Below are 12,895 nucleotides of genomic sequence, written 5' to 3'. Positions count from 1 at the left end.
AGAAGAAAAGGACTGGAGCATGGCAAGTTCGGGCACAACATCGACGCGTAAGCGCTTTACCGGCGCAGAATTTATCGTTCATTTCCTGGAACAGCAGGGCATTAAGATTGTGACGGGCATTCCGGGCGGTTCTATCCTGCCTGTTTACGATGCCTTAAGCCAAAGCACGCAAATCCGTCATATTCTGGCTCGCCATGAACAAGGGGCGGGGTTTATCGCGCAGGGAATGGCGCGCACCGACGGTAAACCAGCGGTTTGTATGGCCTGTAGCGGACCGGGTGCGACTAACCTGGTGACCGCCATTGCCGATGCGCGGTTGGACTCCATCCCGCTGATTTGTATCACCGGCCAGGTTCCCGCCTCAATGATCGGCACCGACGCCTTCCAGGAAGTGGACACCTACGGCATCTCTATCCCCATCACTAAACACAACTATCTGGTCAGACATATCGAAGAACTCCCGCAGGTCATGAGTGATGCCTTTCGTATTGCGCAATCAGGCCGCCCTGGTCCGGTGTGGATAGACATTCCTAAGGATGTGCAAACGGCAGTTTTTGAGATTGAAGCACAGCCCGCAGTGGCAGAAAAAGCCGCTACGCCTGCCTTTAGCGAAGAGAGCATTCGTGACGCAGCTGCAATGATTAACGCCGCTAAACGCCCGGTGCTTTATCTGGGTGGAGGAGTGATCAACGCACCTTTGCGGGTGCGTGAACTGGCAGAGAAAGCGCAGCTGCCTACCACCATGACCTTAATGGCGCTGGGCATGTTGCCAAAAGCGCATCCGCTGTCGCTGGGTATGCTGGGGATGCACGGCGTGCGCAGCACCAACTATATTTTGCAGGAGGCAGATTTATTGATTGTTCTCGGCGCACGTTTTGATGACCGGGCGATTGGCAAAACCGAGCAGTTCTGTCCGAATGCGAAAATTATTCATGTCGATATCGACCGCGCAGAGCTGGGTAAAATCAAGCAACCACACGTGGCGATTCAGGCAGATGTTGATGACGTGCTGGCGCAGTTGATCCCGCGGGTGGAAGCGCAACCGCGTGCAGAGTGGCACCAGTTGGTAGCGGATTTGCAGCGCGAATTCCCGTGTCCAATCCCAAAAGCGTGCGATCCATTAACGCATTATGGCCTGATCAACGCCGTTGCTGCCTGTGTCGATGACAACGCGATTATCACCACTGACGTTGGTCAGCATCAGATGTGGACCGCGCAAGCCTATCCGCTCAATCGCCCACGCCAGTGGCTGACCTCCGGCGGGTTGGGGACGATGGGCTTTGGCCTGCCTGCGGCGATTGGCGCGGCGCTGGCGAATCCGGATCGCAAAGTGTTGTGTTTCTCCGGCGACGGCAGCCTGATGATGAATATTCAGGAGATGGCGACCGCCAGCGAAAACCAGCTGGATGTTAAAATCATTCTGATGAACAACGAAGCGCTGGGGCTGGTGCATCAGCAACAGAGTCTGTTCTACAGGCAGGGCGTTTTTGCTGCCACCTATCCGGGAAAAATCAACTTTATGCAAATTGCCGCCGGATTCGGCCTCGAAACCTGTGATTTGAATAACGAAGCCGATCCGCAGGCTGCATTGCAGGAAATCATCAATCGCCCAGGTCCGGCGCTGATCCATGTGCGCATTGATGCCGAAGAAAAAGTGTACCCGATGGTGCCGCCAGGTGCGGCGAATACTGAAATGGTGGGGGAATAAGCCATGCAAAACACAACTCATGACAACGTGATTCTGGAACTCACCGTTCGCAACCATCCGGGCGTAATGACCCACGTTTGTGGTCTTTTTGCCCGCCGCGCTTTTAACGTTGAAGGCATTCTCTGCCTGCCGATTCAGGACAGCGACAAAAGCCATATCTGGCTACTGGTCAATGACGACCAGCGTCTGGAGCAGATGATAAGCCAAATCGATAAGCTGGAAGACGTGGTGAAAGTGCAACGTAATCAGTCCGATCCGACGATGTTTAACAAGATTGCGGTGTTTTTTCAGTAACCGCTCAAGGCTTGAACAACATCGCGCTTATCGTTAAGGTAAGCGCGTTTTTTTACCCGCCAGGACAAGACCATGATCACCGTTGCTCTTATAGACGATCACCTTATCGTCCGCTCCGGCTTTGCACAGCTGCTGGGGCTGGAAGCCGATTTGCAGGTAGTTGCCGAGTTTGGTTCGGGGCGCGAGGCGCTGGCGGGGCTGCCAGGACGTGGTGTGCAGGTGTGTATTTGCGATATCTCCATGCCTGATATCTCTGGTCTGGAGCTGCTAAGTCAACTACCGAAAGGTATGGCGACAATTATGCTTTCCGTTCACGACAGTCCGGCGCTGGTTGAGCAGGCACTTAACGCGGGGGCGCGCGGCTTTCTCTCCAAACGCTGTAGCCCGGACGAGCTGATTGCTGCCGTGCATACGGTTGCCACGGGCGGCTGTTATCTGACGCCGGATATTGCCATTAAACTGGCATCCGGTCGCCAGGACCCGCTAACCAAACGCGAACGCCAGGTGGCGGAAAAACTGGCGCAAGGAATGGCGGTGAAAGAGATTGCTGCCGAACTGGGCTTATCGCCGAAAACGGTACACGTCCATCGTGCTAATCTGATGGAAAAACTGGGCGTCAGTAACGACGTTGAACTGGCGCACCGCATGTTTGATGGCTGGTGATGAAGACGTTGTTCTCCCGCTTAATTACCGTTATTGCCTGCTTTTTCATTTTCTCTGCCGCGTGGTTTTGCCTGTGGAGTATCAGCCTGCATCTGGTTGAGCGTCCAGATATGGCGGTGCTGTTATTTCCGTTTGGTCTGCGTCTGGGGCTAATGCTGCAATGCCCGCGCGGATACTGGCCGGTGCTGCTGGGCGCGGAGTGGCTGCTGATTTACTGGCTAACGCAGGCGGTCGGGTTAACTCATTTCTCCTTATTGATGATCGGTAGTTTACTGACGTTACTGCCCGTGGCGCTGATCTCGCGCTATCGCCATCAGCGTGACTGGCGCACCTTGCTGTTACAGGGGGCGGCGCTGACGGCGGCGGCGTTGTTGCAGTCGCTGCCCTGGCTTTGGCACGGCGAAGAGTCGTGGAATGCGCTGCTGCTGACCTTAACTGGTGGCCTGACGCTGGCCCCCATTTGTCTGGTGTTCTGGCACTATCTCGCCAATAACATCTGGCTGCCGCTCGGCCCGTCACTGGTTTCCCAGCCGATCAACTGGCGCGGGCGGCATCTGGTCTGGTACTTGCTGCTGTTTGTTATCAGTCTCTGGCTCCAGCTGGGATTGCCGGACGAACTGTCGCGCTTTACGCCATTTTGCCTGGCGCTGCCAATTATCGCGCTGGCCTGGCATTATGGCTGGCAAGGGGCGCTGATTGCGACGTTGATGAACGCCATCGCGCTGATCGCCATCGCGCTGATCGCCAGTCAAACTTGGCGCGACCATCCGGTGGATTTATTGCTCTCGCTGCTGGTGCAAAGTCTGACAGGGTTGTTACTGGGCGCAGGCATCCAGCGGTTGCGTGAACTTAACCAGTCGCTACAAAAGGAACTGGCGCGCAATCAGCATCTGGCTGAACGTTTGCTGGAAACGGAAGAGAGCGTGCGCCGCGATGTGGCGCGGGAACTGCACGATGATATCGGTCAGACTATCACCGCCATTCGCACCCAGGCGGGCATTGTCCAGCGGCTGGCGGCAGATAACGCCAGCGTTAAACAGAGCGGGCAACTCATCGAACAACTGTCGCTGGGCGTTTATGACGCGGTGCGTCGTTTGTTAGGGCGGTTGCGTCCGCGCCAGCTTGATGATCTCACTCTGGAGCAGGCTATCCGTTCACTGATGCGGGAAATGGAGCTGGAAGGGCGCGGCATTGTCAGCCATCTCGAATGGCGAATCGATGAGTCAGCGTTAAGCGAAAACCAGCGTGTGACGCTGTTTCGTGTCTGTCAGGAAGGGCTGAACAATATTGTGAAACATGCCGATGCCAGTGCGGTCACGCTGCAAGGCTGGCAACAGGATGAACGGTTAATGCTGGTGATTGAAGACGATGGCAGCGGTTTGCCGCCGGGTTCCGGGCAACAAAGTTTTGGCCTCACCGGAATGCGCGAGCGCGTAACGGCGCTGGGCGGCACATTGACCATTTCCTGTTTGCACGGCACGCGTGTCAGCGTTTCTTTACCTCAACGCTATGTCTAAGGTTCGATGATGTTGCCGTTTCTGAAAGCGCCTACCGATGCGCCATTAATGACTGATAAACATGAAATTGATGCTCGTTATCGCTACTGGCGTCGGCATATTCTGCTGACCATCTGGCTGGGTTACGCGCTGTTTTACTTCACGCGTAAGAGTTTTAACGCCGCCGTACCAGAAATCCTTGCTAACGGCGTGCTCAGTCGTAGCGATATCGGTCTGTTAGCAACCTTGTTTTACATTACCTACGGTGTGTCGAAGTTTGTCTCCGGCATTGTCAGCGATCGCTCAAATGCCCGTTATTTTATGGGGATAGGACTTATCGCTACGGGCATTATTAACATTTTGTTTGGCTTCTCCACCTCGCTGTGGGCGTTTGCCATGCTCTGGGGGCTGAACGCTTTTTTCCAGGGCTGGGGGGCGCCGGTTTGTGCGCGTCTGTTGACAGCCTGGTATTCTCGTACCGAGCGCGGCGGTTGGTGGGCATTATGGAACACGGCGCATAACGTCGGCGGCGCACTAATTCCCATTGTGATGGCAGCTGCTGCGCTGCATTACGGCTGGCGTGCCGGGATGATGATTGCCGGTTGTATGGCGATAGTCGTGGGGATTTTTCTCTGCTGGCGGCTGCGCGATCGCCCACAGGCGTTAGGTTTACCAGCGGTCGGTGAATGGCGGCACGACGCGCTGGAAATTGCACAACAACAAGAAGGGGCAGGGCTGACGCGTAAAGAGATCCTCACCAGGTATGTGTTGCTGAATCCGTATATCTGGCTGCTTTCGTTTTGCTATGTGCTGGTCTATGTGGTCCGGGCGGCGATCAATGACTGGGGCAATTTGTATATGTCCGAGACGTTGGGCGTCGATCTGGTCACGGCGAATACGGCAGTGACGATGTTTGAACTGGGTGGCTTTATCGGTGCGTTGGTAGCGGGTTGAGGCTCGGACAAACTGTTTAACGGCAACCGCGGGCCGATGAATTTGATTTTCGCCGCCGGGATTTTGCTGTCTGTCGGCTCACTGTGGCTGATGCCATTTGCCAGCTATGTGATGCAGGCAACCTGCTTCTTTACCATTGGTTTTTTTGTCTTTGGCCCGCAGATGTTAATTGGTATGGCGGCGGCAGAGTGTTCTCACAAAGAGGCGGCAGGGGCGGCGACGGGGTTTGTCGGCTTGTTTGCTTATCTGGGGGCGTCGCTTGCCGGTTGGCCACTGGCGAAAGTACTCGACACCTGGCACTGGAGCGGATTTTTTGTGGTTATCGCCATTGCCGCCGGGATTTCCGCACTGCTGTTACTGCCCTTTTTGAACGCCCAGGCACCGCGAGAAGTGTGATACATCTCACTTTTTTACTTCATATCCGGCAAAATTAAGAAATTTTCCAGGTTTTGCCTGGACGCTATCTCAGGCCTGATTTGCTGCTGATTTTTACAATGCATGCCTCACGCAGGTATTCATTTCAGGAGTAACCCATGCTGGCATTCTTAAACCAGGTTCGCAAGCCGACCCTGGATCTTCCGCTCGAAGTGCGGCGCAAAATGTGGTTCAAACCGTTCATGCAATCCTACCTGGTGGTCTTTATTGGCTACCTGACGATGTACCTGATTCGTAAGAACTTTAATATCGCGCAGAACGACATGATCTCGACCTACGGGTTGAGCATGACGCAGCTGGGGATGATTGGCCTGGGCTTCTCCATCACTTATGGCGTGGGTAAAACGTTGGTTTCCTACTACGCTGACGGCAAAAACACCAAACAATTCCTGCCGTTCATGCTGATCCTGTCTGCCATTTGTATGCTGGGCTTCAGCGCCAGTATGGGCAGTGGCTCGGTTAGCCAGTTCCTGATGATTGCCTTCTACGCCTTAAGCGGCTTTTTCCAGAGTACCGGAGGGTCGTGCAGTTACTCCACCATCACTAAATGGACGCCGCGTCGTAAACGCGGGACCTTCCTTGGTTTCTGGAACATTTCTCACAACCTTGGCGGTGCGGGCGCGGCTGGTGTGGCGTTGTTCGGGGCAAATTACTTGTTCGATGGTCATGTTATCGGCATGTTTATCTTCCCGTCGATAATCGCACTGATTGTCGGTTTTATCGGCCTGCGTTACGGCAGCGACTCCCCGGAATCTTATGGTCTCGGCAAAGCTGAAGAACTGTTCGGCGAGGAGGTCAGCGAAGAGGACAAAGAGACAGAATCTACCGATATGACCAAGTGGCAGATCTTTGTTGAGTATGTGCTGAAAAACAAAGTGATCTGGCTGCTGTGCTTCGCCAACATTTTCCTTTATGTGGTGCGTATTGGTATCGACCAGTGGTCAACCGTGTACGCGTTCCAGGAACTGAAACTCTCTAAAGCAGTAGCGATTCAGGGCTTTACGCTGTTTGAAGCTGGTGCGCTGGTTGGTACGCTGCTGTGGGGCTGGCTCTCTGACCTGGCGAACGGTCGCCGTGGCCTGGTGGCCTGCATCGCGCTGGCGCTGATTATCGCCACGCTCGGTGTGTATCAACATGCCAGCAACGAATATATCTATCTGGCTTCTCTTTTTGCGTTGGGCTTCCTGGTCTTTGGCCCGCAATTGTTGATTGGTGTGGCCGCTGTTGGCTTTGTACCTAAAAAAGCGATTGGCGCTGCCGATGGTATTAAAGGCACCTTCGCTTACCTGATTGGCGACAGCTTTGCCAAGTTAGGTCTGGGGATGATTGCCGATGGTACGCCGGTATTCGGCCTTACCGGCTGGGCAGGCACTTTCGCCGCGCTGGATATTGCCGCAATTGGTTGTATCTGCCTGATGGCGATAGTGGCGGTGATGGAAGAACGCAAAATTCGCCGCGAGAAAAAAATTCAGCAGTTGACAGTGACATAAACGTAACTGGTGACTTTTGCCCGGCATGACGCCGGGCTTTTTTTTATTATTCCGCGACTTCCAGCGTGGTGAAGGCAAACTTCTCGCCATCAAACAGCCCCTGGCTGGTCAGTTTCAGCGCGGGGATCACTGGCAGGGAAAGAAACGCCATCTGAATAAACGGCTCATCCGGTAGCGGACCACATTCACGGGCGGCGGCTTTCAACGCGTCAATTTGCTCTGCCAGCGACTGCGCCGTGTCGGTGCTCATTAGCCCCGCAATGGGCAACGGTAGATGACTTTGTACCTGGCCGTTACGGACCACGCACAGTCCACCGCCATCCTGAATCACCTGATTGACTGCCTGCGCCATCTCTTCGGCACTGCGACCGATCACCACAATATTATGGCTGTCATGGCTGACCGTCGCAGCCAGCGCACCTTCGTTCAGGCCAAAGCCGCCGAGCAAACCACAGGCCGGGGCCAGCCGTTGCCCGTAACGTTCAAGTACGGCAATAAAGCACACATCATCGCGATCAAAACCATTTTCGCTGTAGACGCTGGAGCGGGAGTGCGTAATCAATTCGTTATGGATGACGTCAATGACCCGATAGCGTTTTCCGGGCGTAAATTGTAGGGCAAAGTCGCTGGCAGAAACTGGCTGGCGGGCAATGGTATTACCATACGGTGGAGCGGATTGTGCCAGTCTCGCCGACTCTTCTGCCTGTAAGGTTTGCGCGTCAATCGGTTCGCCTTTCACCAGTACCTGCTGCACCGTTACCTTTCGTGCATCGCTCAACAAGACGATATCGGCCTGCTTGCCGGGGGCCAGTAAGCCGAGATGATTCAGACCAAAATGGCGCGCCGTTGACCAGCTGGCGACGCGATATGCCACATGCAGCGGCACATTGTGTTGTTCGATCAGGCGGCGAATTAAGGCATCGATATGCCCTTCATGGGCGATCTCCCACGGGTTACGATCATCGGTACAGAGCATGCATTGCGGGCTGTTAAATTCATTGATCAACGGTGCCAGCGCGTTGAGATTGCGGGCAGCGGACCCTTCGCGGATCATCAACGACATGCCGAGTTGTAATTTCCGGCGTCCTTCTTCCAGCTGATAACTTTCATGGCAGTTTTCAATACCCGCAGCAATATAGGCATTAAGTTCTTTACCACCTAAACCGGGGCAGTGACCGTCCAGCGTCAGGTGGCGAAATGCGTCCAGTTTATCGAGCAGCGCATTCTGCCCGTTAATTACGCCAGGGTAGTCCATCATTTCTGCAAGGCCGGTAACCTGCGGATGGTCCCGCCAGGCGAGCATCTGTTCAAGGGGAAAGCGGGCACCGTTAACATCGCAGCCTTCCAGGGCGGGTACGCAAGAGCTGACCTGTAAGTACTGGTTTTGTTTTGCCTGTTCGGCACAACGGGCAAACCAGGCGAATCCGGCTTCGCCCATCACGTTGACGATTTCATGAGGGTCGCAAATAACGGTCGTCAGGCCGCGCGGCAGGGTAGCGGTTTCAAAAGTGACCGGCGTCATCATGCTGGATTCAATATGCAGGTGAGCATCAATAAACCCCGGCACCGCCGTTGCGCCGCGTGCATCAATCCGCTGCAAAGCCGGGGCATCAGTGTATTCTGCGCCAACACCGGCAATGTAACGTCCTTTAATCACAATTGGGCCGGAAATTTCTCTGCCATTGATCAGGTCGAGAATAGAAACATTATCAATAATATAATCGGCAACAGCGTCGCCACGGGAAACGGCTAACAACGCCTGGTATTCAGCCCTGCTAATGTGATGAAAATTATGGTTAATGGAATTATTCATGTTTTTCTCATTTTGATTTTATCAATTTGATTGTTATTTATCATAAAGAAATATCTCGAGATTATTAAAGAATATCCATTAATGCGCAATTGAAATGTGATAATTATCACTGAACCGTTGTTGTCATTTGTTTTACAAAAGCAAAGGATTAAATCTCCTTCAATGGACAAAAAAATGAATAATGACAATACCGATTATGTGAGTAATGAATCAGGGACGCTTTCGCGATTATTTAAACTGCCTCAGCATGGGACTACCGTCCGCACAGAATTGATTGCGGGGATGACCACTTTTTTAACCATGGTGTACATCGTTTTTGTGAACCCGCAAATCCTCGGCGCGGCACAAATGGACCCGAAAGTAGTATTTGTTACCACCTGTTTGATTGCCGGTATCGGCAGTATTGCGATGGGGATATTTGCTAACTTACCCGTGGCGCTGGCTCCGGCAATGGGACTGAACGCCTTCTTTGCATTCGTGGTCGTGGGGGCGATGGGCATCTCCTGGCAGACCGGGATGGGCGCGATATTCTGGGGCGCAATTGGGCTATTTTTGCTCACGCTGTTTCGTATCCGTTACTGGATGATCTCCAACATTCCATTAAGTTTGCGTATTGGTATCACCAGCGGAATCGGATTATTTATCGCCTTAATGGGATTAAAAAATACTGGCGTTATTGTTGCCAATAAAGACACTCTGGTGATGATTGGTGATTTAAGTTCTCACGGTGTGTTGTTAGGTATTTTAGGGTTTTTTATTATAACCGTGTTGTCATCACGTCATTTTCATGCCGCAGTACTGGTTTCTATTGTGGTGACGTCTTGCTGTGGATTATTTTTCGGTGATGTTCATTTTAGCGGCGTCTATTCCATTCCACCTGATATTAGCGGCGTTATTGGTGAAGTAGATTTGAGCGGCGCGTTATCACTTGAGCTCGCCGGTATCATTTTCTCCTTTATGCTGATCAACTTATTTGATTCATCAGGAACATTAATTGGTGTGACTGATAAAGCTGGCTTAATAGATAGTAACGGTAAATTCCCCAATATGAATAAGGCGCTGTATGTTGATAGCGTCAGTTCGGTGGCGGGGGCATTCATCGGCACCTCGTCTGTTACCGCCTATATCGAAAGTACTTCTGGTGTGGCAGTGGGTGGCCGCACGGGGCTGACAGCGATTGTGGTCGGCGTTATGTTCCTGTTAGTTATGTTCTTCTCACCGCTGGTGGCGATGGTTCCTCCTTACGCAACCGCCGGAGCGTTAATCTTTGTTGGCGTGCTGATGACCTCAAGCCTGGCGCGCGTTAACTGGGATGATTTTACCGAATCAGTGCCCGCATTTATTACCACGGTAATGATGCCTTTTACTTTCTCGATCACCGAAGGGATTGCACTCGGCTTTATGTCGTACTGCATCATGAAAGTCTGCACCGGGCGCTGGCGCGATCTGAACCTGTGTGTGGTGGTGGTCGCAGCGCTGTTTGCACTGAAGATTATTCTGGTGGATTAGTCACTGGCGAGGGTTTCCAGATATCATAAGTTCTGATGACGCAGGAGAACTTATGATCTGGATAATGCTCGCCACGCTGGCGGTAGTGTTTGTGGTTGGTTTTCGGATACTGACATCCGGAGCCAGAAAAGCGATTCGCCGCCTAAGTGATCGGCTGAATATCGATGTCGTACCCGTGGAGTCGATGGTCGATCAAATGGGAAAGTCAGCCGGTGACGAATTTTTACGTTATCTGCATCGCCCGGATGAGTCGCACCTGCAAAACGCCGCGCAGGTGTTGCTCATCTGGCAAATTGTTATTGTCGATGGTAGCGAACAGAACCTGCTGCAATGGCATCGGATTTTACAAAAAGCCCGCCTTGCCGCGCCGATTACCGATGCTCAGGTCAGGCTGGCGCTGGGTTTTCTGCGCGAAACCGAACCTGAAATGCAGGATATTAATGCTTTCCAGATGCGCTATAACGCATTCTTTCAGCCTGCCGAGGGCGTTCACTGGCTGCATTAAAATCGCGACGCCCGATGTGTCGCTGGCGCGTCTTATCATGCCTACAGGCCGCGCCTGACCTGTAGAGAGGATAAGGCGTTCATGTCGCATCCGATAATCTTTTTATTGCAGAAAACCGCGGTGCGGGTCTTGGGCGCGGCAATCGGCGGTTATGCGTTGGATAACATTGGCCTGGCCTCGCTGTTGATGTTATCCGGCTCATTGATGTTGCTGACGGCGTGATTGGTTACCGCAAAGGTAAAAATGAAGAAATCCTGATATCAGCTAAAGACGCGTTGGTCAGTGATTGTTGCCGTTCTTACATATCCGGGCATTCTACCTTACCCAGCGCTTCCCAGTAGTTATTCTGATTATTACGCTCCATCGCTACAAGGGCTTCGCGGATATGTTGTTTGTTGCTCTCATCAGACAACATTAATTTTTCCCACGCTGCGTCTGATAATGACGCCTGTGGCGTGCAAATTTTACGTAAATCTTGCAATACCGTGGTTTTCTCTTTTGCCGACTGTAGCGAACTGAACGGTGACTCGGCCTGAGAAATGGCTGGAAAAGTCAGGAATACGGTAATCATGAGTAGCATCGTCGGCTTCATAGCTGCAACCTTCTGCAAATGTGCATCGAATGAAGCATAAGTGTAGTTTGCTTTTGCCGCTCTCATCATGCTGTACGGAAGGTGTTTGCGTGCTCAGTAAGAAGTACCAGTTTTTCTGGCGCGGCGACGAGAATCCATTGAAATCAAAATTACCGATGACAGAATCAGCAACGTTCCCAGCCAGTCCGGCAATGTGAATGTAATTCCCAGCAACAGCAAAGAGAGTAGCGCGCTACTTAATGGTTCTGCACAGCTCAAAATGCTGGCTTTTGGCCCGCCAATTAATTGTGCTCCTTTCAGGTACAGACTAAATGTCAGGGACGTACCAATGACGACCAAATAAAAAAACGCCAGAATCAGACTGCCATTAACAACAAAGTTTGTCCCTTGTCTGGCATAAAAAGGCAACAGAATCAGACCGCCGATCAGCATACTCCAGCCGACAACCGGCAACGTGCCATAGCGGGCAATCAGCGTTGAGGGATAGGTGGTATAAAATGCAGCAGCAAATGCCGAGGCAATGCCCCAGAATAACGCGGCCGGAGAGATAGATAATGACGTCGGATTACCATGTGTCACCAATAAAAAAGTCCCGATCAGCGATGTCAAAATAGCGCAAAAAACCAGAATGCCCGGGCGGGATTTACGTACCAGTGAAAACCAGGCGACGATAATAGTCGGTGAGAGGAATTGCAGCACCGTTGCCGTGGCTGCGTTGGATTTTTCAATGGTCAGCAAAAAGGTGAGCTGTACCGTTAGCGCGCCAACCACGGAAAAAATCAGCAGGCTAATGGCATCTTTATGATGGTTAATAATGGAAAAGATTTTATCGCCATGAACAAATGACAGCGTTAGCAGAATCAAACCGGCGAATATCAAACGCGTCATAGTCAAAAACTGCGACGACATCTGGCTTTGCTCCATGATGTATTGCGCGCAGCCCCCTGAACTTCCCCACAACACGGCGGCAATCAGAACATTCAGCATCCCCTTTCTGGTGGAACCCATTTTTCCCTCTGCATACTGTTTTGTCGTTTATGTATGCAGGCATGATAGCAAAAATAGTGTTTACGCCACGCCGATTTTTCTTATCCCAGACTGGTGAGATCTGTGCACAAGGGGAAGTATTCTGTAGTGATGTCTTCCTGAGATGCCGGTTCTACTGGAGAAAATTAAGAGCAGTTTGTTTCAGAATGAAAGTAAGCGTACAGCCTGAACCGTCTGGTCAGAATCTGACGAATTAGACAAAGTGGTGTCCACCAAATAAGTAGTGGGAACCAAAGTGTCAGATATGCAGAAAAATGTGACTCCCGGCAGGCGAAAAGGCTGCCCTAATTATCCTCCCGAATTTAAACAGCAGCTCGTTGCTGCCTCCTGTGAACCCGGGATATCCATCTCAAAACTTGCTCTTGAAAATGGCATTAACGCCAATCTGT

At 52.2% G+C, this 12,895-nt stretch carries 11 protein-coding genes and 1 pseudogene; 9 read left to right on the top strand and 3 right to left on the bottom strand.

All coding sequences use genetic code 11. The annotated features are described in order from the left end of the window. The first annotated feature begins 19 nt into the window (after positions 1-19). From ilvB to uhpT, 6 genes and pseudogenes are all read left to right on the top strand, one after another. Complete coding sequence (ilvB, locus tag A7090_RS13500; protein WP_105274411.1) at positions 20-1,708, top strand: acetolactate synthase large subunit; 1,689 nt, start codon at positions 20-22, stop codon at positions 1,706-1,708. A gap of 3 nt (positions 1,709-1,711) precedes the next feature. Continuing rightward, the gene (ilvN, locus tag A7090_RS13495) at positions 1,712-2,002 is read left to right on the top strand and encodes an acetolactate synthase small subunit (RefSeq protein ID WP_001181706.1); all 291 of its coding nucleotides are present in this window, start codon (positions 1,712-1,714) and stop codon (positions 2,000-2,002) included. Positions 2,003-2,074: 72 nt separating this feature from the next. Beyond that, positions 2,075-2,665 carry a transcriptional regulator UhpA gene (uhpA, locus tag A7090_RS13490; RefSeq protein WP_105274410.1) on the top strand — a complete coding sequence of 197 codons (591 nt, stop codon included), beginning with the start codon at positions 2,075-2,077 and terminating at the stop codon, positions 2,663-2,665. Further along, positions 2,665-4,182 (top strand): signal transduction histidine-protein kinase/phosphatase UhpB, encoded by a 1,518-nt coding sequence (uhpB, locus tag A7090_RS13485; RefSeq protein WP_105274409.1) that lies wholly within the window; start codon positions 2,665-2,667, stop codon positions 4,180-4,182. The genes uhpA and uhpB overlap by 1 nt, the downstream gene beginning before the upstream one ends. Positions 4,183-4,191: 9 nt before the next feature. Continuing rightward, positions 4,192-5,511: pseudogene (uhpC, locus tag A7090_RS13480) on the top strand (MFS transporter family glucose-6-phosphate receptor UhpC). Positions 5,512-5,648: 137 nt separating this feature from the next. Further along, a complete protein-coding gene (uhpT, locus tag A7090_RS13475; protein WP_105274408.1) occupies positions 5,649-7,040 on the top strand; it encodes a hexose-6-phosphate:phosphate antiporter in 1,392 nt (463 codons plus the stop codon). Between the two features lie 46 nt (positions 7,041-7,086). On the opposite strand, the gene adeD is transcribed toward uhpT, so the two are convergent. Beyond that, positions 7,087-8,853 (bottom strand): adenine deaminase, encoded by a 1,767-nt coding sequence (gene adeD / locus A7090_RS13470; protein WP_105274407.1) that lies wholly within the window; start codon positions 8,851-8,853, stop codon positions 7,087-7,089. Positions 8,854-9,027: 174 nt separating this feature from the next. On the opposite strand from adeD, the gene adeQ reads away from it, so the two are divergent. The 3 genes from adeQ (at position 9,028) to A7090_RS27050 (ending at position 11,089) form a co-directional block, all read left to right on the top strand. Beyond that, complete coding sequence (gene adeQ / locus A7090_RS13465) at positions 9,028-10,362, top strand: adenine permease AdeQ (protein ID WP_105274428.1); 1,335 nt, start codon at positions 9,028-9,030, stop codon at positions 10,360-10,362. A gap of 52 nt (positions 10,363-10,414) precedes the next feature. After that, positions 10,415-10,867 (top strand): DUF1198 domain-containing protein, encoded by a 453-nt coding sequence (locus A7090_RS13460; RefSeq protein WP_105274406.1) that lies wholly within the window; start codon positions 10,415-10,417, stop codon positions 10,865-10,867. Positions 10,868-10,948: 81 nt separating this feature from the next. Further along, the gene (locus A7090_RS27050; protein ID WP_157941464.1) at positions 10,949-11,089 is read left to right on the top strand and encodes a hypothetical protein; all 141 of its coding nucleotides are present in this window, start codon (positions 10,949-10,951) and stop codon (positions 11,087-11,089) included. 76 nt (positions 11,090-11,165) lie between these two features. Here the strand turns inward: A7090_RS27050 and yicS are convergent, their stop codons facing one another. Together yicS and A7090_RS13445 are read right to left on the bottom strand one after the other, a co-directional pair. Then, positions 11,166-11,459 (bottom strand): protein YicS, encoded by a 294-nt coding sequence (gene yicS / locus A7090_RS13450; protein ID WP_105274405.1) that lies wholly within the window; start codon positions 11,457-11,459, stop codon positions 11,166-11,168. 93 nt (positions 11,460-11,552) lie between these two features. After that, positions 11,553-12,467: a carboxylate/amino acid/amine transporter gene (locus A7090_RS13445; protein ID WP_105274404.1), complete on the bottom strand. Its 915-nt coding sequence runs from the start codon at positions 12,465-12,467 to the stop codon at positions 11,553-11,555. Positions 12,468-12,895 lie beyond the last annotated feature (428 nt).

The sequence above is a fragment of the Escherichia sp. MOD1-EC7003 genome, from assembly GCF_002965065.1.
Classification (GTDB): Bacteria; Pseudomonadota; Gammaproteobacteria; order Enterobacterales; family Enterobacteriaceae; genus Escherichia.
Note: the sequence above shows the minus strand (reverse complement) of the source record. Positions and strands in the feature narration are given on the sequence as shown.